This is a genomic window from Microbacterium sp. STRO-2N (assembly GCF_057747775.1).
This window is the reverse complement of the sequence record NZ_CM173223.1, coordinates 1,581,017-1,603,724: the sequence shown is the minus strand read 5'-3', so window position 1 is coordinate 1,603,724 and position 22,708 is coordinate 1,581,017. Positions and strand designations below refer to the sequence as shown.

Below are 22,708 nucleotides of genomic sequence, written 5' to 3'. Positions count from 1 at the left end.
GGGACAGTGACGTGACCGAATCGCATAGTCGGATAGACGCATCTCCAGGAGCACGGCCCCGCGAGCAGTGGACCGGACAGGTCGGCTTCATCCTCGCCGCGATCGGCTCCGCGGTCGGACTGGGCAACATCTGGCGCTTTCCCGGTGTCGCTTACGAGAACGGGGGCGGGGCGTTCCTCATCCCCTACCTCGTGGCGCTGCTGACCGCGGGCATCCCGATCCTGTTCTTGGACTACGCCCTCGGGCACCGGTTCCGCGGCGCCGCCCCGACCACGTTCCGCCGCGTCGGGCGGGCGTTCGGCCGCTGGACCGAATCGCTCGGCTGGTTCCAGGTCGCCATCGCGTTCGTGATCGGCCTGTACTACACCGCCGTCATCGCGTGGGCGCTCAGCTACTTCGTCTTCTCCTTCGACCTGCGCTGGGGCGACGACCCGGCGGGCTTCCTCACCGGGGAGTACCTGCAGGTCGGCGATCCCGGCATCAGCTTCGAGTTCGTGCCCGGCGTGCTGATCCCGCTCGCGATCGTGTGGATCGCGGCGATCGTGGTGCTCGCCGCCGGTGTCGCGAAGGGTCTTCAGCGGGTCAACGTGGTGTGCCTGCCGCTGCTCGTCGTCGCGTTCGCTGTCCTGGTCGTGCGGGCGCTCTTCCTCGACGGCGCGGCCGAGGGTCTCAACGCGCTCTTCACGCCGGATTGGGCGGCGCTCGCGGATCCCGATGTGTGGATCGCGGCCTACAGCCAGATCTTCTTCTCGCTGTCGATCGCCTTCGGAATCATGATCACGTACGCGTCGTACCGCCGGCGTCGCTCGAACCTGACGTCGCCCGGCCTGGTCGTCGCGTTCGCGAACTCCTCGTTCGAGATCCTCGCGGGCATCGGCGTCTTCGCGACGCTCGGGTTCTTCGCCTTCCAGCAGGGCATCGCCGTCGCCGAGCTGGAGGGCCTCACGGGAGTCGGCCTCTCGTTCATCACGTTCCCCGCGATCGTGTCGCAGATGCCCGGCGGCCCCATCTTCGGCATGCTCTTCTTCGGCTCGCTCGCCTTGGCAGGATTCACCTCGCTCATCTCGGTGCTGCAGGTGGTGTCGGCGGCCATCCAGGAGAAGTTCGGCCTCTCGATCCGCGCGGCGGCGACCGGGGTCGGCATCGTGTCGGCCGTCCTGTCGGTGCTGATCTTCTCCACCACGACCGGGCTCCTCGCGCTCGACGTGACCGACCAGTGGGCGAACAACATCGGGATCGTGGCGTCCGCGGTCCTCACGACGATCCTGGTGATCTGGGTACTCCGCCGCGGTCCCGAGCTGCGCGCCCACCTGAACGCCGTCTCGACATTCAAGGTCGGCTGGCTCTGGATCGCGTTCGTCGGCGTGCTCGCCCCGGTCGTGCTCGGCTACATGCTGATCTCGCGGATCGTGACCCTCGTCGTCGACGGCTACGCCGACATGCCGGGCTGGTATCTCGCACTGTTCGGCTGGGGCACGATCGTTTCCCTGCTCGTGGCGACACTCGTGATGACCGTGCTGCGTTGGCGGAAGTCGCCGGACGACTTCCAGCCGTGGCCGGCGTACCCGGTGGCCGATCCCGTGACCGCTGCGCAGCGGAAGGAGGCGTCGTCATGACCCCCATCGCCATCACGTTCCTCATCCTCGCCATCGTCGTGGTGTGGGGCGGCCTCGTCGTGAGCGTCCTGTTCCTGCGCAGTCGCCCCGAGGTCGCGGACTACCCACCGGGGGCGACCGACGATCACCGCGAGGATGTCGCGCCCCTCGAGCACGACACCTGAGCCGGCGCCGGTGTCCGGCGGCGCGCCTCGCGCCGCCGGACACCGCGTTCAGTTGAGGTTGCGGGTCGACGTCGGGATCACGCCGTCGCGGTAGAGCTCGGCCGCGACGTCCTGCAGCGCCGTGAGCGCCACGCGCTGCGTCGTGGGCCCGTACGAGATGCGGGCCACGCCGAGCGCTTCGTACTCCGCCGCGCTGAGTGCACCCGGAACCCCGATGACGCTCACCTTGCGCTCGCCGATGCCGTCGACGAGCCGACGTGTCACGTCGGCGTCGAGGATCCCGGGCACGAACACGAGGTCGGCGCCGGCGTCGAGATACGCCCTGCCGCGCTCGATGGCGTCGCCGACGGATGCCTCGACCGGGCGCCCGCCGCCGCGCACGAACGCGTCGGTACGGGCGTTGAGCACGAACGGCACTCCCTCGGCCTCACCCGCCGCGACGATCGCCTCGACGGCCGCGACGGCCTCGTCGAGAGGCCGCAGGCGATCCTCGACGTTGGCGCCGACGACACCTCTGCCGATCGCGCGGCGCACGGTCTCGCCGGGGTCACCGTACCCGGCGTCGAGATCGGCGGTCACGGGCAGGTCGCCGACGGCCTCGACGATCCGCCCGATCATGTCGAGGGCGATCTCGAGCGGGACCTCGCCATCGGCGTACCCGAAGGACGCCGCGATCGAGTGGCCCGCCGTGGCGATGGCACGCGTCTCGGGGAGGGCCGCGATCGTCCTCGCCGAGACGGCGTCCCACACGTTCACGACGCGGAGGATCTCGGGCGCGGCATGCAGTCGCGCGAGGGTCTGTGCTTTCTCTTGCTGGGTGGTCACGTGCTTCACGCTAGCGGTGCGGCGCTGCCCCCGGGGCGAGCCGCGTCAGGACTCGTGGACCGTCCCGTCCACATACACCCACCGGCCTGCACGGCGGCCGAATCTGCTCCGCTCGTGAAGCTCGCCCTCGTGGCGACCCTGGCGCCATCGCGCCCGGAACTCGACCACTCCCTCTTCGTCTCCCTCGCCGCCACCCGCGGCGTCGACGATCTCGAGTCCCATCCAGCGCTGCGCGGGGTCGAGGGTGAGGTCGTCCGGGCGGGTTCGCGGATGCCACGTGGCCACCAGGTGGCGCGCATCGCCCACGACGAACGCCGTGTAGCGCGACCGCATCAGGGTCTCGGCGGTCGGAGCGGCGCCTCCCTCCAGCAGCGGGCCGCAGCATCCGCCGAATCGTTCCCCGCTGCCGCATGGGCACGGGTCGCCGGCAGCGATCAGGGCGAACTCTCCGGTCGAGCCGGCAGGCCCGAACGACACGTCACGAACCCGCCTTCTCGGCGCACGAGACGCAGCGGGTCGCGAACGGGCGTACGCGCAGGCGGGCGATCGGGATGTCCCGGCCGCAGTCCACGCAGACGCCGTAGCTCCCGGCCTCCCAGCGCTGCACGGCACCATCGATCTCGGCGATCTCGCGCGCCGCGGCCTCGTGCAGCCCGACCACGCGCGCCCACTCCCCCGAGAGCGTGACGCCTTCGGGGTCGTGCTCGTCATCCGCGACATCCGCGCCGCGGTCGGCGCGCAGCTCGGCGATCGTCGCATCCATGGCGGCCAGGCGCGCGGTCGCGTGCGCGCGCAGCTCGTCGAGGAGCTCGCGCAGCTCGGTCCTGCTCGCGGCGGAGGTCATCGCAGAAGCGTACGCCCGCTGCGCACTGCCGGGCTCACGCCGTGCGGCCTCAATCCGAGACCTCGACGGTGAACGTGACGTCCTGGATGCCGCCGTCGGAGTTTGAGAGCACGACCCGCGTCTCCCCTTCGGCGAGACCCTCCACGCCCGGGTTGAAGGTCGCGCCGTCCTCTTCGCGGCCCGGGACGAACCGTGCGACCGACGGGTCGTCGACCTCGCCGCTGTAGCTGTCGACGGCGAGGTCGCCGGTGTCGATGTTCAGCACCTGCCCCACCTCGAGTTCCACGGTGGCGCCCTGCAGCGATCCCGCGTCGCGGGTGACCGGGGCGATCACCGGGTCTGCGGGCGCGCAGCCCGCGACGAGCACGACGACGGCGGTGGCGGCGAGGACGGCGGTGAGCGCTTTACCAGGGTTCATGCCGTCATGATCGCAGGGTCATGCTCCGTTCGGCCAGTGTGCCGGCCGCTGAGCCGCGTGCGGTGCGCACCGCGCGCCGTGACCGCTGCGCCGTCCGCACCAGCGCACGCAGCGGCATCCCGATCGCGTAGGCCAGCGCGCCGGCGGCGGACGTGTCGTCGGACCCGAGAGCGATCTTGCGCTCCCACGCGTCGCGCAGCGCGCCACCCCGGCGCGCGAACGGCGGGCGCGGTGCGAGTGTCCCGGCACGACGCTGCGACACGAGCTCCTCGAGCCGGTCCTCCCAGTCGTCCGCGTGCGGCGCATGGAAGTAGTTGTCCTCCAGCCATTCCGGGTCCGGATGCCGGAACCGGCGCGCCACGACATCGTCCTCCGAGCCGAGCAGGTCGGCGTCGGCGAGCGTCTCGTTGATGAGCCGAGCGGACACGCCGAACGTGTCGAGGGCGAGCACCGGCACGCCGCGCGCGATCGCCTCGATGGCGGCCGTCGAACTCACCGTCACGAGCCCCTCCGCGGCGTCGAGAGCCGCACCCATGGGCGCCGTGGAGGTCACGAGGTTCTCGGGCAGCGGTCCGAGCGACGCGAGCAGCTCGGGGTAGCCGTCCTGCTCGACGTGCGTCTGGTGCTCGCCGTCTGCGGCGCGCAGCTTGACCACGACCCGCCGGTCAGGCGCCGCCTCGGCCGCGCGCACGAGCATACGCGCGACGCGCAGCCGATCCGCCCGCTCCGCCGGGACCTTCGCCTGCGTCGCGAACACCAGGTCGGTGCCGTCGTCCGCGCGCCTGGGCTCGTCGCGGACGCGCGCGAACGGCAGCGTCGCGAGCGCGTAGCGGTGCGCGTATCCCGTCCGAGCCGACAGCGCTCCGAACTCGCGCAGCTCGCGGCGCGAGTGCACCACGAACAGGTCGCTCTGCAGCCGGTAGAGGATCGCCTTCCGCGTCGCGGGGATCGAGATCCCCGGCAGGCCGGTCGCGATCACGGGTCGCGGCGAGAGCGCCGCGGCGTCGCGCGCGAGCACGCGCACGAGCGGTCCGCGAGCGGCGAGCACGACGGCATCCGCCCGCAGCTCCCGCAACCGCACGGCGAGGCGGGAGTACTCGACCCGCTCGACCCGGTCGCGCGGCAGCCCGCTGGAGCTCAGCGCCGACACGAGCTGCGCGTCGCTCACCACGACCGGGGTGCTGAGCACCAGCACCGTGACATCCCAGCGTCCCGCCATTCCGCCGAGGAGGGATGCCGCCCACTTCACGTACGAGTCGGTGTCGGCGATCGCGACGACGCGCAGGCGATCCCCGCGCCGATGCGATGGACTCACGCCGGGACGCGGCGGAGCTTGGCCATCGGCGCGAGCTCGCCGGGGTAGACGCGCTTCACGCCGTCGCCGAGGGCCGCCTCGATGACGCGGATGTCGCGCACGAGGTGCTGCAGGCCCGCGGGCTCGAGCGACGCGGCGTGGTCGGAGCCCCACATGGTGCGATCGAGCGTGATGTGCCGCTCCACCGCGACCGCGCCGAGGGCGACGGCGGCGAGCGAGATCTGCAGGCCGCGCTCGTGCCCGGAATATCCCACGGGCACGCCCGGGAACCGCTCCCGCAGGGCCGGGATCATGCGCAGGTTGGCCTCGCCGGGCTCCATCGGGTACGTCGAGGTCGCGTGCATGAGCAGCAGCCGCTCCGTGCCCAGGACCTCGATCGCCGCGTCGATCTCGTCCGTGGTCGACATCCCCGTCGAGAGGATGATCGTCTTGCCGGTGTCGCGCAGGGCGCGCAGCAGGCCGTGGTCGGTGAGGCATGCCGAGGCGACCTTGTGCGCGTGGACGCCGAGGTCCTCGAGGAAGGCGACGCTCGGCTCGTCCCACGGCGATGCGAACCATTCGAGACCGCGCAGCATGGCATGGTCCGAGACCTCGATGTACTGGTCGCGGTCGAACTCGACACGCTGGCGGTACTCGAAGTACGTCATCGTGCCCCACGGGGTCTCGCGCGGCACATCGCGCATGTGCTCGGGCGTGGCGATCTCCGGCGTGCGCTTCTGGAACTTCACCGCGTCCGCGCCGGCATCCGCCGCGACGTCGATGAGGCGCTTGGCGAGCTCGACGTCGCCGTTGTGGTTGAGCCCGATCTCGGCGATGACGTACGCGGGTCGCCCGCCTCCGACGACGCGGTTCCCGATCGTGACGGTCATGATGCCTCCTGTGGTGCGGTGGTGGGACCGGGCGCCTCGTGGCCGCCCGGGGTGTGAAGCTCTCGAGGAGCGCGCTGGGCGCGCGCAGCGGCCGTCGCGCCGGCGGCGAGCACGCGCTCGGCGAGCTCGCGAACGGCGCCCGCGCCGCCGCGACGGCCGAGCACGACGCGCGCCGCCGCCAGCACGAGCGGGTGCGCCTCGGGGACGGCCACGGGCCACCCCACGAGGTCGAGGCAGGGCAGGTCGTTGACGTCGTTGCCGAGATACGCGATGCGCGAGAGCGGGAGGTGCTGCTCGGCCGCCCACGACCGCAGGGCGGCGGCCTTGTCGCCCTGTCCCTGCAGGACGTCGACGCCGAGCTTGCGCGCGCGCGCCGACACGACCGGGTTCGTCTCGGTCGAGAGGATGAGGAAGGGGATGCCGGCGGCCCGCAGCAGCGACACGCCCATGCCGTCCGAGCGGCTCACCGTGACCGACTCGCGGCCGTCCTGGTCCACCCGGACGCTGTCGTCGGTGTGCACGCCGTCGAAGTCGGTGACCACCGCGTCCACGACGATCGGGGCCGGACGGTCCACGAGCGGCGCCAGCGCACGGGCGATCTCCAGCTCATCGGCCGTGTCGATCTCGAGCGCGCCGCGCGGCGAGACCTCGGCGATGCCGACGCTGCCGAAGAAGCGGTGGCGCGACGCGCGGAATCCGGCGGCGCGCAGCACATAGAAGCTGCCCGTCTCGAGGTAATGGGGCTCACGGTCCTGCCGGCGCGGCCGCACCTCGACGTCGTGGTTGACGGCTTGCGCGGCGCCTCCCGCACCCTTCTCCCACAGGAACCCGTAGGTCTCGACCGCCGAGAAAACGCTGTCTCGGCGGCGCGAGCGCACGAGCTGCACCGCGCCCGCGAGGGCGTCGACGTCGATGAAGGGCGAGGTGGCCTGCAGGAACGCGACGACCGCCACGTCGATGCGGCGCGCCTCGAGTTCTTCGAGGGCGTGCAGCAGCGCGCTCTCGGAGCTCGCCTCGTCGCCCGACAGCTCGGCGGGGCGCTCGATCGTCTCGGCGCCCCACTCGGCGGCGACTGCGGCGATCTCGGCGTCGTCCGTGGTCACGACCACCCGATCGATCGCGTCGCAGCGCAGGGCGGCGTCGATGGCGCGTGCGACGAGGGGCACGCCGCCGACGCGGCGCAGGTTCTTGCGCACGACGCCCTTCGATCCGCCGCGCGCGGGGATGATCGCGACGACCTCGCTCACGCGACGGCCTTCCGTCTGGGGGATGCGCTGGGGCGGATGGTCGAACCGGTGCCCGCGAGCACCAGCGGCAGCGTGCTCGTCGTGCTCGAGGGAAGCGTGCGGATGTCGAGGGGCTCGGCCGCCCCGGCGAGCACCAGCTCCACCGGAAGCCGCGTCTCACGGATCTCGACACCCCGGATCGCGGCGACCGCAGCCAGCTGCTCCGGCGTCTCGCGGCGATGCGGCAGGTAGACCGCGCCGCCGGCTGCGGCATCCGTCACCCATGCGAGGTAGTCCGTCAAGGACATGCGGCCGTCGACCGGCCGCGCGCTGCCGAGCACGATCCGGCGGCCCAGGTCGGCCGCCACGGGCGCCGTCGCGCGCGTCCACGAGAAGTCGTGACGACGGATGCCGAACCCGCGGTCGCCGAGCGCCTCGAGGCGGTCGGCGCCCAAGTCGAACGCCGTGAACACTTCGGCACGTCGGGCTCCCGCGCGGCGATGCACGACCTCGGCCGCGAACGGCGCGGCGAGTGTCGTGAGGCCGCGCTCTTGCACGTGCGGCCGCGCGTACGGCCGGCGGCCGAGCAGCGTGTCGGCGAAGGAGAGCGCGAGGGCACCGTCGTCGAGGAAGGTGATGCGGTGCGGGCGCAGCACGGTCACTGCAAGGCGGAACTGGCCCGAGAATCCGTCGCCGACGAGCCAGTGCCCGTGCCGCGCGAGCAGATTCCACGGGACGCCGAGGTAGGGCTCGAGGGCTCCGAAGCGCGCGCCCCGCGCGAGCAGCTCGTCGGCCGTCTCGGAGATCTGCGGCGTGAGCCGCCCGGCGACGGGCACCGTGGTGCGGTGCGCCGCCGCCCACTCCGCCGCGCCGAGGAGCTGGAGGGGTGACTCCACCCACGCGAGGACGTCGTCCCTGCCCATGTCGCCTCCTTCCGCCGGCTGTCTCACCACGGTGAGCGGCGGATGTGAACGAGACGGGTGCCGACAGGCGACGCGCGGGGGTCTGCGAGGTGAACGGCTCGTGGCGTCGGCACCGCGTGCCAGGATGGCCGTTGTGGCAGACCGACTGATGTTGCTCGACAGTGCTTCGCTCTACTTCCGCGCCTTCTACGGCGTGCCGGACACGGTGCGCGCCCCCGACGGCACACCCGTCAACGCGGTGCGCGGATTCCTCGACATCATCACGAAGCTCGTCACGACGTATCGGCCGACGCACCTCGTCGCCTGCTGGGACGACGACTGGCGCCCGCAGTGGCGGGTCGACCTGATTCCGACCTACAAGACGCACCGCGTGGCCGAGGTGGTCGCGGGCGGCCCCGACGTCGAGGTGGTCCCCGACCCGCTCGAGGTGCAGGTGCCGGTCATCCGCGCCGCCCTCGAGGCCGTCGGCATCAGCATCATCGGCGCACCCGAGCACGAGGCCGACGACGTCATCGGGACTCTCGCCTCCACCGCCACGATGCCGGTCGACATCGTCACCGGCGATCGCGACCTCTTCCAGCTCGTCGACGACGCACGCGACGTGCGCGTGGTGTACACCGCGCGCGGCATGAGCAACCTCGAAGTGCTCACCGATGCGTCGGTCGTGACGAAGTACGGGGTGCTGCCGTCGCAGTACGCCGACTTCGCGACGCTGCGCGGCGACACGTCGGACGGTCTCCCCGGAGTCGCCGGGGTCGGCGAGAAGACGGCCGCAGGACTGCTCGCCGCGCACGGCGATCTCGAGGGGATCATCGAGGCTGCCGCGGCGGGCGAGGGCATGTCGGCCGGCGTGCGCGCCAAGATCCTCGCGGCACTCCCCTACCTCGAGGTCGCGCCGAGGGTCGTGGCCGTCGTCCGCGACCTTCCGCTGGCCGTTCCCGACTCCCGGCTGCGACCGCTCAGCGCGCAGCAGAAGGCGGATGCCGTCGCGCTCGCCGAGACGTGGGCGCTCGGCACCGCGATGAACCGCATCGTCGACGCGTTCGACGCCCTCGACGAGGTCGACGTCCCGTGAGCGGCGTCGTGTACTCCCGCGGGAGTACACGACGCCTCCGTCGGGCGGATCCGCCGCTGCGGGCCCGGGCGTAGCATCGAGCGCATGCCGGAGCGGACGTGGCGCGAGAGGGCGGCCGACGAGACCGCGCCGCGATTCCGCGCGAGTCCCGCCCTGACCCTGCTCCTCCCCGTGTTCGTGTCGCTCGTCGTGCAGGTTCCGGGCACGATCGCGATGTCGTGGTGGCAGCGCGTGCCGCTTCCCCTCGCACTCATCAGCGTGGCTCTCGCCGCGGCATCCGCCCTCGCTCTGCTCGCCGCGCGGCGCTGGCCGGGACCGACGATCGCCGTCGTCGCCGCGCTCGCCGCCGCCGATCTCTTCGTCGCTCCCCTGACGGGTCCACCCCCGATCGCGCTCGTGTTCGCGATCATCGGCGCCGTGGTGCGGGGCGCGCGGCTGTGGGCACTGATCGCGGTCGGGGCCGCGTGGCTCGCGGCCGTCGTCGGGGCCGAGCTCGCCGGCTACGACTGGCATCCCCTGCGGATCGCGATCGCGACGCTCGGGCTCGCGATCTGCTTCGCGGTCGGCGAGGGCATCCGCGCCCGCATCACTGGCGCCGAGGAGCGGCGCGCGCAGCTGGCTGCGCGGCGGCGGGCCGCCGAGCAGGAGGAGCGATCCCGCATCGCCCGCGAGCTCCACGACGTCCTCGCGCACTCGCTCAGCCAGATCGCGGTGCAGTCGGGCGTCGGACTGCACCTGTTCGATCGCGAGCCGGAACGCGCCCGCGAGGCCCTCGCGAACATCCGGTCGCTCAGCGCGACAGGGCTCGACGAGGTCCGCGGCGTGCTGGCGTTCCTGCGCGGCGACGAGGCCGGGGCTCCCGACACCGCGCCGCTCACGCCGCAGCCGCAGCTCGCGCAGCTGCCGGGCCTGGTCGCCGGCCGCACCGGACTCGGCCTCGCCGTGGACCTGGACGACAGGCTCGACGACGCGCCGCCGAGCGCGGTCCAGACCGCCGCCTACCGCATCGCCCAGGAGGCCCTGACCAACGTCGTGCGCCACTCCGCCGCGTCGCACGCGACCGTCCGGGTCGAGCGCGACGACCGCGACCTCGTGCTCACCGTCGAGGACGACGGCGCGGGCATCCCTGCGGACGCCCTCGAGCGCGGCGGTCTGCGCGGCATGCGCGAGCGGGCTGAGCTGACGGGCGGTCGTCTCGTGGTCGAGAGCGATGCACAGGGCACGGTCGTCGTGGCGCGACTGCCGTGGGAGGGACCGGCATGATCCGCGTCGCCCTCGCCGACGACCATCAGCTCGTGCGGGCGGGGTTCCGTGCGCTGCTCAGCTCGGAACCCGACATCGAGGTCGTGGCCGAGGCATCCGGCGGGCAGGAGCTGCTGCGCGCGCTGCGCGAGACGCCCGTCGACGTCGTCCTCGTCGACATCCGCATGCCCGATGGCGATGGACTGTGGGCCACCGAGCGGATCGCCGACGACGAGCGGCTCGGCGCCGTCCGCGTCGTGATCGTGACCACCTTCGAGCTCGACGAGTACGTCACACGGGCGGTCCTCGCCGGCGCGAGCGGGTTCCTCGTGAAAGACACCGAGCCCGCCGACCTCATCCGCGCCGTCCGCGCCGTGGCGGCCGGCGACGCGCTGCTCTCGCCCAGCGTCACGCGGCGCCTGCTCGAGCGCGCCGCCTCCGGGCTGCGCGAGGCGCCCGACCCCCGCCTCATCGAGGCGCTCACCGATCGCGAGGTCGACGTACTCCGCCTCGTCGCCGAGGGCCTCACCAACGACGAGATCGGCGCCCGCCTGCACCTCTCCCCCCTCACCGCCAAGACGCATGTCTCCCGCATCATGCAGAAGCTCCACGCCCGCGACCGCGTGAGGCTCGTGATCGTCGCGTACGAATCCGGCCTCGCCTCGCCCTGGCAGTAGGTCTCCGACCGATCCGGAGTACTCCGCCGGGAGCAGGCGGATTCACTCCGGCGGACGGATTCGCGGATGCCGCGACCCGCGTTGACTCGACGCATCCGGTCGCACCGCCCCGGCGCGGCCATGCCAGAGAGAGGAATCCGCAATGTCCGCTGCACTGACCGCAGGGATCGCCTCCGCACCCGCCCATATGGCCGGCCCGTGGGGCTTCGGGTGGTGGTTCCTGCTGATCCCGCTGTTCTGGATCGCCCTGATCGCGCTGCTGTTCGCGATCTTCGGGCGCCGCTGGCGCCGGGCCGCTGCCGAGAACGGCTACGGGCCGCACGGCCGCTTGAGCCCCGTCCGCCAGGCTGAGACGACTCTCGCCGAACGCTTCGCCAAGGGCGACATCGACGAGACGGAGTACCGCGCGCGGCTCGAGGTGATCCGCGCGAACGCGGCGCCGAGCTGAGCGAGCGATCCCGCAGCCGCGGGCGCGGCGCCGGGCCGGACGGCTCAGGCGCCGCGCTCGCGCGTCGCCCACGCGCGCAGCCTGTCGAGCGGCCACGTCGTGACGATGCGCTCCGGCGGCACTCCGAGACGCTCGGCGCGCTCCGCACCGTAGTCCAGGAGCGAGAGCTGACCGGGCGCGTGGGCGTCCGAATCGATCGAGAAGAGGCATCCGAGCTCCATAGCCAGCACGATGAGCTCGTCGGGCGGATCCTCTCGCTCGGGCCGCGAGTTGATCTCGACCGCCACGCCGTGCTCGGCGCAGGCCGAGAACACCGCGCGAGCGTCGAAGGTCGACTGCGGCCGCGTCCCGCGGGAGCCCTGGACGAGCCGGCCGGTGACATGCCCGAGAACGTCGACGTGCGGATCCGACGCCGCCGCGACGAGGCGGCGCGTCATCGGACCGCGCTCCATGCGCAGCTTGGAATGCACCGACGCCACCACGACGTCGAGCTCGTCGAGCAGCTCGGGCAGCTGGTCGAGGGATCCGTCGTCCAGGATGTCGACCTCGATGCCCGACAGCAGGGTGAAGCCGTCGCCGCTCATGCCCGCGACCACGTCCAGCTGCTCGCGGAGCCGTTCGGGCGAGAGTCCGTTCGCCACGCGCAGCCGCGGCGAATGATCGGTGAGGGCGAGGTACTCGTGTCCGAGCGCCCGTGCCGCGTCGACCATCAGATCGATCGAGGTCAGGCCGTCCGACCAGTCGCTGTGCGAGTGCAGGTCTCCGCGCAGCAGTCCGCGCATCGAGGAGCTGCGCTGCTCGCCTGCCCGCTCCCGCAGATCGGCCAGATACTCCGGCACCCCGCCGGCGAGCGCCTGCTGGATCACCGCGAAGGTCGACTCGCCGATCCCCTTGCGGCGGCGCAGGGATGCGGCATCCGCCAGCTCCGCTTCGCTCAGGCCCGCGATCGCATCGGCGGCTGCGCGGAACGCCTTCGACTTGTAGCGCGACGACCGCTCGCGCTCGAGGAGCGTGGCGATCTCGGTGAGCGCGTCGTGGGGGTTCACGCGAGGTGCCCGCGCGTCACGTCACCACCGTCGCCTGCCGCACGATCACGGGCGCGCCCGCGAGCCGGTGCAGCGCCCAGCCGAACATGATCGAGAGGATGCCGATCCCGATCGCGAAGGCCGCGACGCCGAACGACACGACCGAGGTGAACAGCGACGCCCGCAGGAACGAGGCGTTCATCATGGTCTCTCGAAGCGGATCGTCCTGGTCGAGCTCGGCATACGTCCTGCCACTGGACGCCTCGAGCGCGTGCTGCTGGATCACGTCCGCCTGCACGTAGGCCGTGAACGGGCCCGCGACCGTCTGGCCTTGGAACGCCATCGCGTCGTCGGGGATCGTGATCCGCTCGGCCTGAAGCTGGCTGGACACCATGATCCAGACCACGATGCCGGCCACGATCAGCACGATCCCGGCGAGGATGCCCAGTATGCCCACGACCTTCACGCCGCCGAGCTTGCGTGCCGGCGGCTCGACGGAGCCCTCGACGTGGGCGGTGGTTTCAGCGGTCATGGCATCCTCCATGTGCGTGCGGGAACCCCGCCGCTCACGCTAGCGGCAGTCGCCGACGGCACGGAAGAGGCCGTCGCGCCGCGCCGCGGGCGCCGCGGTCAGGACGCCAGCGCGCGTGTCGCCTCGATCCAGCGCTCGAGCGTCGCCGTCGCCGCGCCGCTGTCGATCGCAGCCGCGGCGTCGTCGCGCGCCTCGGCGAGGCGCTCGAGGATCGGACGCTGAACCTGGGTCGCGTCGCGGAACAGCCGGTACGCGACGATCCCCGCCGCCGCGTTCAGCAGCACGATGTCGCGCACCGGACCCTGCTCGCCGCCGAGGACCCGCCGCACGACGGCGGCGTTGTGGGCGGGGTCGCCGCCCAGCAGATCGTCGATGTCGGCCAGCGGGATGCCGAGATCCCGCGGGTCGAGGTCGTGCTCGTGGATGTCTCCCAGGCTGATCTCCCACAGGCGGCTGTGGCCGGTCGTGGTGAGCTCGTCGAGGCCGTCGTCGCCCCGGAACACCAGCGCCGTCGCGCCGCGCGTTCGGAACACGCCGGTGATGAGCGGCACGCGGTCGAGCTGCGCGACGCCGACGGCGTTCGCCTCGGCGCGAGCGGGGTTGACGAGCGGCCCGAGGAAGTTGAACACGGTCGGCACGCCGAGCTCGCTGCGCGACGGGCCGGCGTGCTTGAACCCGGGGTGGAACGCGGCGGCGAACGCGAACGTGATGCCCGCCCTCGACAGCGTCTCGGCGACCGCCTCGGGCGACAGCGCGAGATCGACGCCGAGCGCTCCGAGCACGTCCGACGAGCCCGACGACGAGCTGGCGGCTCGGTTGCCGTGCTTGACGACGGGGATCCCGGATGCCGCCGCCACCAGGGCCGCCATCGTCGAGACGTTGACGGTGCCGAAGCGGTCGCCGCCGGTGCCCACGATGTCGAGCACGGCGGGGTCCACGGGAAGCGGCACGGCGGCCTCCAGGATCGCGTCGCGGAATCCGACGATCTCGTCCACCGTCTCGCCCTTGGCCCGCAGCGCCACCAGGAACCCCGACAGCTGCGACGGCGTCGCGGACCCCGACATGATCTGCCGCATCGCCCACGTCGACTCCGAGACGCTGAGGTCGCGCCGCTCGAGCAGCGTCGTGAGGATGCCCGGCCAGGTGTACAGCTCCGCCATGGCTGACAAGCCTAGCCGCGCGCGGGAATCGAAACGGATTCGTGACACGGGGTCCCGCTTCGCGCGATTCCGGGTCTTCACCGCGTGTTCACGGCCGACTCGCGGCGTTCTCTTAGGACGCCCTAAGTCGAGGTCCCTGCGAACGCGTGCTCGCGGATGCGAAAATCGGGGCCCCGAATCGGCCATAATGGGGAGCGTGACGACCTCCACAGCGACCTACTCCCAGGCCATGCGGTCCGTCAAGCGGCCGGATCCGGTCGCCGTCGGCACCATCGTGTGGCTCGGCAGCGAGGTGATGTTCTTCGCGGGCCTCTTCGCGATCTACTTCACCCTTCGCAGCACCTCTCCCGACCTGTGGGCCGAAGAGACGCAGCTGCTGAACATCCCGTACGCGACCGTCAACACGATCATCCTCGTGCTGTCGTCCGTCACGTGCCAGATGGGAGTGTTCGCCGCAGAGCGGTTCCAGCCGTACACCGTCAAGCAGAACTCGTTCTGGCAGCGGTGGGGCATGGTCGAGTGGTTCTGGCTGACGTTCGCGCTCGGCGCCATCTTCGTGTCGGGCCAGGTCTGGGAGTACGCCCAGCTCGTCGCGGAGGGCATGCCCATCGACGCGAACGCCTACGCGTCCGCCTTCTACCTGACCACCGGCTTCCACGCCCTTCACGTCACGGGCGGCCTGATCGCCTTCCTGCTCGTGATCGGGCGCGCGTACGCCGTCAAGAACTTCGGGCGCAAGGAGATGACGTCCTCGATCGTCGTGTCGTACTACTGGCACTTCGTCGACGTCGTCTGGATCGCCCTGTTCCTCGTCATCTACTTCCTGAAGTGAGAGCGGAGCTGAAACCCGACATGGCACGAGAGACCACGCGCCGCTCGAAAGGCCGCCGCAGCCCCTGGGCGGCCGCCGCCCTCATCGGCGTCGGCCTGCTGATCACCGGCGGCGTCTACGCCGGCGCATCCGCGGCGATGGCCGCCACGGCTCCCGAGACCGCCGCCTCGACGGCGCTCACCGTCGAGGACGGCGAGAAGCTCTTCCAGGCGAACTGTGCGACGTGCCACGGACTCGACGTCCAGGGCACCGAGGACGGCCCCTCGCTCTACGGGGTCGGCGAGCTCGCCGTCCACTTCCAGATGAGCACTGGCCGCATGCCGCTGCAGATGCAGGGCCCGCAGGCCCCGCAGAAGCCGGTGCAGTTCACCGACGAGCAGATCGCCGCGATCGGCTCCTACATCCAGTCCATCGCTCCGGGCCCGGGCTTCCCCGACGAAGAGGTGCTCGACGGCGAGGGCAGCGCATCCGAGGGCGGCGAGCTCTTCCGCATCAACTGCGCGATGTGCCACAACGTCGCAGGTGCGGGCGGCGCCCTCACCGAGGGCAAGTACGCTCCCGCGCTTCACACCACCACCCCGCTCAACATGTACGCGGCGATGGTGACCGGTCCGCAGAACATGCCGGTGTTCAACGACATGACGCTGACCACCGAAGAGAAGCGCGACATCATCACCTACCTGCTCTACCTGCAGGACAACGAGTCGGCGGGCGGGTTCTCGCTCGGCTCGCTCGGCCCCGTCTCCGAGGGCCTCTTCATCTGGATCTTCGGCATCGGCTCCCTGATCGCCATCACCGTGTGGATCACGGCGAAGTCCAACTGATCGACGTACGCAAGACGCAACACTTGACGAGGAGCAGCATGGCCCACGAGGACGACCCGCTCGAGCACGAGAGGGCTTCCTGGAAGCCCTCCCCCGGGCTCGCCGTCGCGGTCCCCGACCCGGTGAGCAACCCTGGGCTCCCCCCTCACCGCGAGCGGATGACCGACAAGGACCCGGTCGCGATGCGCCGTGCCGTGCGCACGGTGTACACGCTCTTCTACCTGTCGGTGGGCGCCAGCATCTGGGCGATCGCCGCCTACTTCCTCTTCCCGATCGAGAGCGGCCGGATCGTCGACATCCGCGCCAACAACCTCTTCATCGGCCTGGGCATCGCGTTCGCGCTGCTGGCCATCGGCCTCGCCACGATCCACTGGTCGAAGGCCGTCGTGTCCGACAAGGAGTTCATCGAGCCCCGTCACGCGACGCGCGGACGGGATTCGACGCGCGACGCGGCGATCAAGGCGTTCGCCGACGCCAACGAGGAGTCCGGCTTCGGGCGCCGCGTCATGATCCGCAACTCGATGATCGCGGCGCTCGTCGCCTCGATCGCGCCTGGCATCGTGCTCTTCCGCGGTCTCGCGCCGTTCGACTCGCCCGAGCACCCCGAGGCGGGCAACCCGGTGGCGCTCCTCGAGCACACCATGTGGAAGAAGGGCATGCGCCTGGCGCACGACCCGACCGGTGAGCCGATCCGCGCGGCCGACCTGACGCTCGGCTCCGCCGTGCACGTCATCCCCGAGGCACTCGCAGACGTGTCGCACAGCGAGGGCTACCTGGAAGAGAAGGCGAAGGCGATCGTCCTCCTCGTCCGGCTCCTCCCCGAGCAGCTCGTCGAGTCGGAGGAGCGCAAGGAGTGGTCGTACAACGGCATCGTCGCCTACTCCAAGGTCTGCACGCACGTCGGCTGCCCGGTCGCGCTCTACGAGCAGCAGACCCATCACCTGCTGTGCCCCTGCCACCAGTCGCAGTTCGATGTCACCGATCACGCCAAGGTCATCTTCGGCCCGGCCGCCCGACCGCTGCCGCAGCTGCCCATCACCGTTGACGACGAGGGCTACCTGGTCGCACGCAGCGACTTCACCGAACCCGTCGGCCCGAGCTTCTGGGAGCGTCATTGAGTACCGCCACTCACCCCACCGAGAACCTCACTCGGGAGCCGGCCGTCTCTTCCGAGCCGCCTCCCCCGCGTGACAAGCCGCTGGGCGGCCGCTTCATCGGCGCCACGGCGAACTACATCGACGAGCGCACCAGCCTGTCGGGCTTCGTCAAGGAGCTCGGCCGCAAGATCTTCCCCGATCACTGGTCGTTCATGCTCGGCGAGATCGCCATGTGGGCGTTCGTCGTCGTGCTCCTGTCGGGAACGTTCCTGACGTTCTTCTTCCAGGCGTCGATGGTCGAGACCCACTACACCGGTGCGTTCCTCCCGATGCGCGGCATCGAGATGTCGGCCGCCATGGCCTCGACCCTCGAGATCTCGTTCGACCTGCGCGGCGGGCTCCTCGTCCGCCAGATCCACCACTGGGCTGCGCTGGTGTTCGTCGCCGGCATCGGCGTGCACATGCTCCGCGTGTTCTTCACCGGGGCGTTCCGCAAGCCGCGCGAGCTCAACTGGGTCATCGGCTTCGTGATGTTCATCCTCGCGATGGGCGAAGGCTTCACGGGCTACTCGCTGCCCGACGACGTGCTCTCGGGCAACGGCCTGCGCATCATCGACGGCATGGTCAAGGGCATCCCGCTGATCGGCACGTGGACCTCGTTCCTGCTGTTCGGCGGCGAGTTCCCCGGAACCGCGATCGTCGGACGTCTGTACACGCTGCACATCCTGCTGCTGCCGGCGATCCTCGTCGGCCTGCTCGTGGTCCACCTCATGCTGATGGTGATCAACAAGCACACGCAGTTCGCCGGGCCGGCCCGCACGAACAGCAACGTGGTCGGTTACCCGATGATGCCGGTCTACATGTCGAAGATGGGCGGCTTCCTGTTCATCACGTTCGGCGTCATCGTGCTGATCGCATCGCTGTTCACGATCAACCCGATCTGGAACTACGGTCCGTACGACCCGTCGCCGGTCTCGGCGGGCACGCAGCCCGACTGGTACATCGGCTTCGCCGACGGCGCGTTGCGCCTGATCCCGCCGGGCTGGGAGGTCGTGTTCCTCGACCGCACCTGGTCGTTCAACATCCTCGTGCCGCTGGTCGGACTGGGTCTGTTCATCGTGCTCGTCCTGATCTACCCGTTCATCGAGGCGTGGGTCACGGGCGACAAGCGCGAGCACCACATCGCGCAGCGCCCCCGCAACGCTGCCACTCGTACGGCGATCGGCGCCGCCGGCGTCACGTTCTACGCCGTGCTGTGGGCCTCGGCCGCATCCGACATCATCGCGACCCACTTCTGGCTCACGATGGAGGGCGTCATCCACACTCTCCAGGCGCTGCTGTTCGTCGGTCCCGTGGTCGCGTACTTCGTCACGAAGCGCATCTGCATCGCGCTGCAGAAGAAGGACCGCGAGATCGCGCTGCACGGCTACGAGTCCGGTCGCATCGTCCGCCTCCCCGGCGGCGAGTACATCGAGGTGCATCAGCCCGTCGACGAGTACGACCGCTATCGCCTGGTCGACTTCGAGACTTACGCCCCGCTGGTCGTCCGGCCGAACGCGAAGGGCCGGATCCCGTGGCACGAGAACGTCCGCGCGGCCATCTCGCGGTGGTTCTTCGAAGACCGGCTGACGCCGGTCACGCAGAGCGAGCTCGACGCGGCGCTGGCGCACCAGCACCACACGCTCGAGCACATCGCCACCGAGGAGGACGCCGAGCTCGAGGCGGCGCACGTGCGCGCCGGTGTGCCCGACGCTCCGCACACGCCGATCGACGACGGCCGCAACTCCGAGACGGCGGTGCGTCCTTCGAACGTGATCGTCCCGGAGCCGGAAGCGGGCACGAAGCCCCTGCGAAACCGCGAGAAGGAGACCGGCCAGTAGGCCGCCCACCCTCAGACCGGATGCCCCGGCACGACCGTAGCGGTTCGTGCCGGGGCATCCGTCGTTCCACCGGCAGGGCTGCGTCGCCATGCCGCCGGTTCGGCAGGATTCCGGCGCGAGCTGACGGCACGCGCACGCGCCGGAGTGCGCCGGCCGCCGTAGCCTGGAGGCATGATCGATGCCCTCACGTACTTCTCCACCAAGCTCACCCTCGAGACCGACGCCTCCGATGTGTACGCCGCGCAGAAGGCCGGCGAGGAGTTCGTGCTCGTCGACGTCCGGGGCGACGAGGCATGGGCGCAGGGCCGCGTCAGGGGCGCGATCCACATGCCGTACCGCGACGTCGCCGAGCGTGCGCCCCGTGAGATCCCCGAGGGCACGCCGGTCGTGGTGTACTGCTGGAGTCCCGGATGCAACGCCGGCGCGAAGGGAGCGGTGGAGTTCGCGAAGTTGGGCTTCCCCGTCCGCGAGATGATCGGCGGATACGAGTACTGGATCCGCGAGGGCCAGCCGACCGAGAACGACGAGGGAGAGCTCCCCCGCGTCTTCGACCCGCAGGTCATGGTCGTCCGGGCGCGGGTCTCCGGTTGACGCCGGTTCGTCGCCGGTCGACCAGGGTCGACGCGCCGACCCGGCGGTTCAGGCCGACTCCAGGCCTTCCATGAAGCGATCTGCCGCTGCGCCGTAGAACCTCGAGCCTCCCGCGACGCCGGCGTCGGCCGTCACGTCCGCGACGACGGCGGTGACGTTGTCGCGCGTGCCCGCCTCGAGTGCGAGCTCGACGCACGCCGCCGCGGCGGCCCCTACTGAGTCGTGGTCGGCCAGAGCCGCACGGATATCGATCTCGGCCACGTAGTCGGTCAATCCGTCGCTGCACAGCAGCCATCGGTCGCCCGGACGATGCTCATGCGCAACCACGGTCACGCCGTCATGCTCGGCTCCGCTGAGCGACGCGGTGATGACGTTCCGGTGCGGGTGGGAGGCGGCATCCTCCGCAGAGACGAGGCCCTGCTCGACGAGCGCCTGCACGAGCGAATCGTCTCGGCTCTGCTGCGTCAGGGCACCCGCGCGGAGCAGGTACGCGCGCGAGTCGCCGGTGTGCGCGAGGAGGAGCTCGCCGTCACGCGAGACGAACAATCCGGTGAACGTGGTCGCCATTCCGCGGAGCGCGGGGTCGCGCTGCGCGTGCAGCCGCAGGTCCCAGTTCGCGGAGCGGATGCTGTCGGTCAGCTGCTCGGCATGGACGCCGCGGAGATGCCCTGCGGCGACGCGGTGCACGAAGGCCGCGGACGCGAGGTCTCCGGCCGGTCCCCCACCGACCCCGTCGGCCACGGCCGCGCCCCAGGAGGCGGTGAACGCCGCATCCTGGTTCGTCGACCGGTGCGGTCCGACATCCGAGACGGCGGCCGCACGCAGGCGCACGTGAGCGCCCCTCAGCAGAGGAGCCTCACGCGCGCGTGCCGCAACAGCATGGGCGGGATCAGCGGGCGAAGTGTCCGCGGTAGTACTCGTAGACCCAGCCGACGATCGCGACCGCGAACACGGCGATGCCGATCGGCATGAGCCAGGCGCCCACGGCGAGTCCGATCATGGCGAGCGCGGCCGAGAAGGCCAGCACGATCGGCCACCACGACCAGGGGCTGAACTCGCCCAGCTCCGGGTCGCCGTCGTCGATGTCAGCGGTCAGGATGTCTTCGGGCAGCTCGCCGCCCTGGGCCTTGTGCACCTTGCCGACGTAGAACGCGATGAGCGCGCCCATGAAGGCCGTGAAGAACAGCCCGACCGTGCCGACCCATTCGACCGAGTCGGTGAAGTAGGTCCACCAAGTGCCCTCGGGGTTCGCATCGACCGCGGCGGCCCAGTTCTCGAGCAGGTTCCAGCCGGTGTAGAGCAGCGCAACCAGCAGGAAGAACGCCGACAGCAGCCACCAGAGTCCGGTGTTGGTGCGCACTTACTTCACCTCTCCCTCGGCGAGGTCTGCAACCGGGGCTTCGGGGGCGTCCTTCGCCGGGCCGACGCCCACCGGGATGCCGGCTTCGGGGTGGTTGAGATCGAACGCGGGCCGCTCGCTGCGGATGCGCGGGATCGACGTGAAGTTGTGCCGCGGCGGCGGGCACGACGTCGCCCACTCCAGCGACGCGCCATAGCCCCACGGGTCGTTCACCGTCACCTTCGGCGCCTTGCGCGAGGTGATCCACACGTTGAACAGGAACGGGATCATCGACGCGCCCAGCAGCATGGCGCCGATCGTCGACACCTGGTTCTGCCACGTCCAGCCGTCGGCCGCCGAGTAGTCGGCGTAGCGGCGGACCATGCCGTCGACGCCCAGCCAGTGCTGGATGAGGAACGTCATGTGGAAGCCGATGAACAGCATCCAGAAGTGGACGTAGCCGAGACGCTCGTTGAGCATCTTGCCTGTCCACTTCGGCCACCAGAAGTAGAAGCCCGCGAACATCGCGAACACGACCGTTCCGAACACCACGTAGTGGAAGTGCGCCACCACGAAGTACGAGTCCGACAGGTGGAAGTCCAATGGCGGGGAGGCGAGGATGACGCCGGTGAGACCGCCGAAGACGAACGACACCAGGAAGCCGAGCGCGAACACCATCGGCGTCTCGAAGGTCACCGACCCTCGCCACATCGTGCCGATCCAGTTGAAGATCTTCACACCGGTGGGGACCGCGATGAGCATCGTCATGATCGCGAAGAACGGCAGCAGCACCGCACCTGTGACGTACATGTGGTGGGCCCACACGGCGACCGACAGAGCCGCGATCGCGATCGTGGCGTAGACGAGGGTCTTGTACCCGAAGATCGGCTTGCGGCTGAACACCGGGAAGATCTCCGACACGATGCCGAAGAACGGCAGCGCGATGATGTACACCTCGGGGTGCCCGAAGAACCAGAACAGGTGCTGCCACAGCAGCACACCGCCGTTCTGCGGGTCGTAGATGTGGGCGCCGAGGACTCGGTCAGCCGCTGCAGCGAGGATCGCGGCAGCCAGCACCGGGAACGCCATCAGGACGAGGATGCTGGTGATCAGGGTGTTCCACGAGAAGATCGGCATCCGCCACATGGTCATGCCGGGCGCGCGCATCGTGATGATCGTGGTGATGAAGTTCACGGCACCGAGGATCGTGCCGAAACCGCTCATGCCGAGGCCCAGCATCCACAGGTTTCCGCCGACGCCTGGAGAGAACGTCGCGCTCGCGAGCGGCTGATACGCGAACCAGCCGAAGGACGCGGCACCCTGCGGCGTGAGGAAGCCCGCGACGGCGATCGTGGACCCGAAGAGGAACAGCCAGAACGCGAACGCGTTCAGCCTCGGGAACGCCACGTCGGGGGCGCCGATCTGCAGCGGCAGGATCGCGTTCGCGAAGCCGGCGAACAGCGGCGTCGCGAACATCAGCAGCATGATCGTGCCGTGCATGGTGAACAGCTGGTTGTACTGCTCCTTGGTCGGCACGACCTGCATGCCGGGCTCGAAGAGCTCCGCGCGGATGATGAGCGCCATCACTCCTCCGAGGAGGAAGAAGATGACGGATGCGATGAGGTACAGGTAGCCGATCGTCTTGTGGTCGGTGGAGGTGATCCACTTGACGATGATGTTGCCCTTCTGCTCGACGCGCGAAGCGCTGAGCAGCGCCGCCTGACGCGGCGGCAGGGTGGTCGGGCGACCCGGTGTCGTCTCCTGGAGCGGAAGCGTCGTCGCCATG

The 22,708-nt window shown here is 70.6% G+C and carries 25 protein-coding genes; 11 read left to right on the top strand and 14 right to left on the bottom strand.

All coding sequences use genetic code 11. The features are described from left to right. Positions 1–11 precede the first annotated feature (11 nt). The gene (locus AC3ANN_RS07425; protein ID WP_488340340.1) at positions 12–1,616 is read left to right on the top strand and encodes a sodium-dependent transporter; all 1,605 of its coding nucleotides are present in this window, start codon (positions 12–14) and stop codon (positions 1,614–1,616) included. Further along, complete coding sequence (locus AC3ANN_RS07420) at positions 1,613–1,780, top strand: methionine/alanine import family NSS transporter small subunit (RefSeq protein ID WP_488340339.1); 168 nt, start codon at positions 1,613–1,615, stop codon at positions 1,778–1,780. Before AC3ANN_RS07425 ends, AC3ANN_RS07420 begins: the two co-directional genes overlap by 4 nt. 48 nt (positions 1,781–1,828) lie before the next feature. Here AC3ANN_RS07420 and AC3ANN_RS07415 read toward each other — a convergent pair whose 3' ends face one another. Genes AC3ANN_RS07415 through AC3ANN_RS07380 form a run of 8 tightly spaced genes read right to left on the bottom strand, consistent with a single transcriptional unit; the run spans position 1,829 to position 8,200 of the window. Then, positions 1,829–2,605 (bottom strand): isocitrate lyase/PEP mutase family protein, encoded by a 777-nt coding sequence (locus AC3ANN_RS07415; protein WP_488340338.1) that lies wholly within the window; start codon positions 2,603–2,605, stop codon positions 1,829–1,831. Between the two features lie 45 nt (positions 2,606–2,650). After that, on the bottom strand, positions 2,651–3,082 hold the full coding sequence (locus AC3ANN_RS07410; protein ID WP_488340337.1) for a YchJ family protein: 432 nt from the start codon (positions 3,080–3,082) through the stop codon (positions 2,651–2,653). 1 nt (position 3,083) lies between these two features. Then, positions 3,084–3,449 carry a TraR/DksA family transcriptional regulator gene (locus tag AC3ANN_RS07405; protein ID WP_488340336.1) on the bottom strand — a complete coding sequence of 122 codons (366 nt, stop codon included), beginning with the start codon at positions 3,447–3,449 and terminating at the stop codon, positions 3,084–3,086. A 49-nt stretch (positions 3,450–3,498) separates the two neighbouring features. Next, positions 3,499–3,867, bottom strand: coding sequence for a hypothetical protein (locus AC3ANN_RS07400; protein ID WP_488340335.1), 369 nt, complete (start codon positions 3,865–3,867; stop codon positions 3,499–3,501). Positions 3,868–3,871: 4 nt separating this feature from the next. Next, complete coding sequence (locus tag AC3ANN_RS07395) at positions 3,872–5,182, bottom strand: DUF6716 putative glycosyltransferase (RefSeq protein WP_488340334.1); 1,311 nt, start codon at positions 5,180–5,182, stop codon at positions 3,872–3,874. Further along, positions 5,179–6,051: an N-acetylneuraminate synthase family protein gene (locus AC3ANN_RS07390; RefSeq protein ID WP_488340333.1), complete on the bottom strand. Its 873-nt coding sequence runs from the start codon at positions 6,049–6,051 to the stop codon at positions 5,179–5,181. The genes AC3ANN_RS07395 and AC3ANN_RS07390 overlap by 4 nt, the downstream gene beginning before the upstream one ends. Next, positions 6,048–7,298 carry a cytidylyltransferase domain-containing protein gene (locus AC3ANN_RS07385; RefSeq protein ID WP_488340332.1) on the bottom strand — a complete coding sequence of 417 codons (1,251 nt, stop codon included), beginning with the start codon at positions 7,296–7,298 and terminating at the stop codon, positions 6,048–6,050. The genes AC3ANN_RS07390 and AC3ANN_RS07385 overlap by 4 nt, the downstream gene beginning before the upstream one ends. Beyond that, complete coding sequence (locus tag AC3ANN_RS07380; RefSeq protein WP_488340331.1) at positions 7,295–8,200, bottom strand: hypothetical protein; 906 nt, start codon at positions 8,198–8,200, stop codon at positions 7,295–7,297. The genes AC3ANN_RS07385 and AC3ANN_RS07380 overlap by 4 nt, the downstream gene beginning before the upstream one ends. 133 nt (positions 8,201–8,333) lie before the next feature. Between AC3ANN_RS07380 and AC3ANN_RS07375 the strand changes: the two genes are divergently transcribed. The 4 genes from AC3ANN_RS07375 to AC3ANN_RS07360 all read left to right on the top strand — a co-directional run bounded on the left by AC3ANN_RS07375 (position 8,334) and on the right by AC3ANN_RS07360 (position 11,642). After that, entirely contained in the window at positions 8,334–9,275 is a 942-nt protein-coding gene (locus AC3ANN_RS07375) for a 5'-3' exonuclease (RefSeq protein ID WP_488340330.1), read from the top strand. A gap of 84 nt (positions 9,276–9,359) precedes the next feature. After that, positions 9,360–10,538: a sensor histidine kinase gene (locus AC3ANN_RS07370; protein WP_488340329.1), complete on the top strand. Its 1,179-nt coding sequence runs from the start codon at positions 9,360–9,362 to the stop codon at positions 10,536–10,538. Further along, positions 10,535–11,194, top strand: coding sequence for a response regulator transcription factor (locus tag AC3ANN_RS07365; protein ID WP_488340328.1), 660 nt, complete (start codon positions 10,535–10,537; stop codon positions 11,192–11,194). The genes AC3ANN_RS07370 and AC3ANN_RS07365 overlap by 4 nt, the downstream gene beginning before the upstream one ends. 142 nt (positions 11,195–11,336) lie before the next feature. Next, positions 11,337–11,642, top strand: coding sequence for an SHOCT domain-containing protein (locus tag AC3ANN_RS07360; protein ID WP_488340327.1), 306 nt, complete (start codon positions 11,337–11,339; stop codon positions 11,640–11,642). Positions 11,643–11,686: 44 nt separating this feature from the next. Here AC3ANN_RS07360 and AC3ANN_RS07355 read toward each other — a convergent pair whose 3' ends face one another. The 3 genes from AC3ANN_RS07355 to trpD all read right to left on the bottom strand — a co-directional run bounded on the left by AC3ANN_RS07355 (position 11,687) and on the right by trpD (position 14,359). After that, entirely contained in the window at positions 11,687–12,688 is a 1,002-nt protein-coding gene (locus AC3ANN_RS07355; protein ID WP_488340326.1) for a PHP domain-containing protein, read from the bottom strand. Between the two features lie 16 nt (positions 12,689–12,704). Beyond that, positions 12,705–13,199 carry an aromatic ring-opening dioxygenase LigA gene (locus AC3ANN_RS07350; RefSeq protein ID WP_488340325.1) on the bottom strand — a complete coding sequence of 165 codons (495 nt, stop codon included), beginning with the start codon at positions 13,197–13,199 and terminating at the stop codon, positions 12,705–12,707. Between the two features lie 98 nt (positions 13,200–13,297). Continuing rightward, positions 13,298–14,359: an anthranilate phosphoribosyltransferase gene (gene trpD, locus AC3ANN_RS07345; protein WP_488340324.1), complete on the bottom strand. Its 1,062-nt coding sequence runs from the start codon at positions 14,357–14,359 to the stop codon at positions 13,298–13,300. Positions 14,360–14,546: 187 nt separating this feature from the next. Between trpD and ctaE the strand changes: the two genes are divergently transcribed. From ctaE to AC3ANN_RS07320, 5 genes are all read left to right on the top strand, one after another. Continuing rightward, a complete protein-coding gene (gene ctaE / locus AC3ANN_RS07340) occupies positions 14,547–15,191 on the top strand; it encodes an aa3-type cytochrome oxidase subunit III (RefSeq protein WP_488340323.1) in 645 nt (214 codons plus the stop codon). A gap of 20 nt (positions 15,192–15,211) precedes the next feature. Continuing rightward, a complete protein-coding gene (gene qcrC, locus AC3ANN_RS07335) occupies positions 15,212–16,015 on the top strand; it encodes a cytochrome bc1 complex diheme cytochrome c subunit (protein ID WP_488340322.1) in 804 nt (267 codons plus the stop codon). 38 nt (positions 16,016–16,053) lie between these two features. Further along, positions 16,054–17,133 carry a cytochrome bc1 complex Rieske iron-sulfur subunit gene (qcrA, locus tag AC3ANN_RS07330; RefSeq protein ID WP_488340321.1) on the top strand — a complete coding sequence of 360 codons (1,080 nt, stop codon included), beginning with the start codon at positions 16,054–16,056 and terminating at the stop codon, positions 17,131–17,133. Then, positions 17,130–18,992, top strand: coding sequence for a cytochrome bc1 complex cytochrome b subunit (gene qcrB / locus AC3ANN_RS07325; RefSeq protein WP_488340320.1), 1,863 nt, complete (start codon positions 17,130–17,132; stop codon positions 18,990–18,992). The genes qcrA and qcrB overlap by 4 nt, the downstream gene beginning before the upstream one ends. A 171-nt stretch (positions 18,993–19,163) precedes the next feature. Then, a complete protein-coding gene (locus tag AC3ANN_RS07320) occupies positions 19,164–19,583 on the top strand; it encodes a rhodanese-like domain-containing protein (RefSeq protein WP_488340319.1) in 420 nt (139 codons plus the stop codon). A 48-nt stretch (positions 19,584–19,631) separates the two neighbouring features. On the opposite strand, the gene AC3ANN_RS07315 is transcribed toward AC3ANN_RS07320, so the two are convergent. The 3 genes from AC3ANN_RS07315 to ctaD are packed head-to-tail and all read right to left on the bottom strand — an operon-like array spanning position 19,632 to position 22,707. Then, on the bottom strand, positions 19,632–20,414 hold the full coding sequence (locus tag AC3ANN_RS07315; protein WP_488340318.1) for a PP2C family protein-serine/threonine phosphatase: 783 nt from the start codon (positions 20,412–20,414) through the stop codon (positions 19,632–19,634). Between the two features lie 58 nt (positions 20,415–20,472). Beyond that, complete coding sequence (locus AC3ANN_RS07310; protein ID WP_488340317.1) at positions 20,473–20,943, bottom strand: cytochrome c oxidase subunit 4; 471 nt, start codon at positions 20,941–20,943, stop codon at positions 20,473–20,475. Beyond that, positions 20,944–22,707 (bottom strand): aa3-type cytochrome oxidase subunit I, encoded by a 1,764-nt coding sequence (gene ctaD / locus AC3ANN_RS07305; protein WP_488340316.1) that lies wholly within the window; start codon positions 22,705–22,707, stop codon positions 20,944–20,946. Position 22,708 lies beyond the last annotated feature (1 nt).

Excerpts from the sequence above, each read along its gene's own strand:
- AC3ANN_RS07420 (WP_488340339.1), top strand. The coding sequence starts at position 1,613 with ATGACCCCCATCGCCATCACGTTCCTCATCCTCGCCATCGTCGTGGTG.
- AC3ANN_RS07405 (WP_488340336.1), bottom strand. The coding sequence starts at position 3,449 with ATGACCTCCGCCGCGAGCAGGACCGAGCTGCGCGAGCTCCTCGACGAG.
- AC3ANN_RS07400 (WP_488340335.1), bottom strand. The coding sequence starts at position 3,867 with ATGAACCCTGGTAAAGCGCTCACCGCCGTCCTCGCCGCCACCGCCGTC.
- AC3ANN_RS07390 (WP_488340333.1), bottom strand. The coding sequence starts at position 6,051 with ATGACCGTCACGATCGGGAACCGCGTCGTCGGAGGCGGGCGACCCGCG.
- AC3ANN_RS07380 (WP_488340331.1), bottom strand. The coding sequence starts at position 8,200 with ATGGGCAGGGACGACGTCCTCGCGTGGGTGGAGTCACCCCTCCAGCTC.
- AC3ANN_RS07370 (WP_488340329.1), top strand. The coding sequence starts at position 9,360 with ATGCCGGAGCGGACGTGGCGCGAGAGGGCGGCCGACGAGACCGCGCCG.
- AC3ANN_RS07365 (WP_488340328.1), top strand. The coding sequence starts at position 10,535 with ATGATCCGCGTCGCCCTCGCCGACGACCATCAGCTCGTGCGGGCGGGG.
- AC3ANN_RS07360 (WP_488340327.1), top strand. The coding sequence starts at position 11,337 with ATGTCCGCTGCACTGACCGCAGGGATCGCCTCCGCACCCGCCCATATG.
- AC3ANN_RS07350 (WP_488340325.1), bottom strand. The coding sequence starts at position 13,199 with ATGACCGCTGAAACCACCGCCCACGTCGAGGGCTCCGTCGAGCCGCCG.
- trpD (WP_488340324.1), bottom strand. The coding sequence starts at position 14,359 with ATGGCGGAGCTGTACACCTGGCCGGGCATCCTCACGACGCTGCTCGAG.
- ctaE (WP_488340323.1), top strand. The coding sequence starts at position 14,547 with ATGGGGAGCGTGACGACCTCCACAGCGACCTACTCCCAGGCCATGCGG.
- qcrC (WP_488340322.1), top strand. The coding sequence starts at position 15,212 with ATGGCACGAGAGACCACGCGCCGCTCGAAAGGCCGCCGCAGCCCCTGG.
- qcrA (WP_488340321.1), top strand. The coding sequence starts at position 16,054 with ATGGCCCACGAGGACGACCCGCTCGAGCACGAGAGGGCTTCCTGGAAG.
- AC3ANN_RS07320 (WP_488340319.1), top strand. The coding sequence starts at position 19,164 with ATGATCGATGCCCTCACGTACTTCTCCACCAAGCTCACCCTCGAGACC.
- ctaD (WP_488340316.1), bottom strand. The coding sequence starts at position 22,707 with ATGGCGACGACGCTTCCGCTCCAGGAGACGACACCGGGTCGCCCGACC.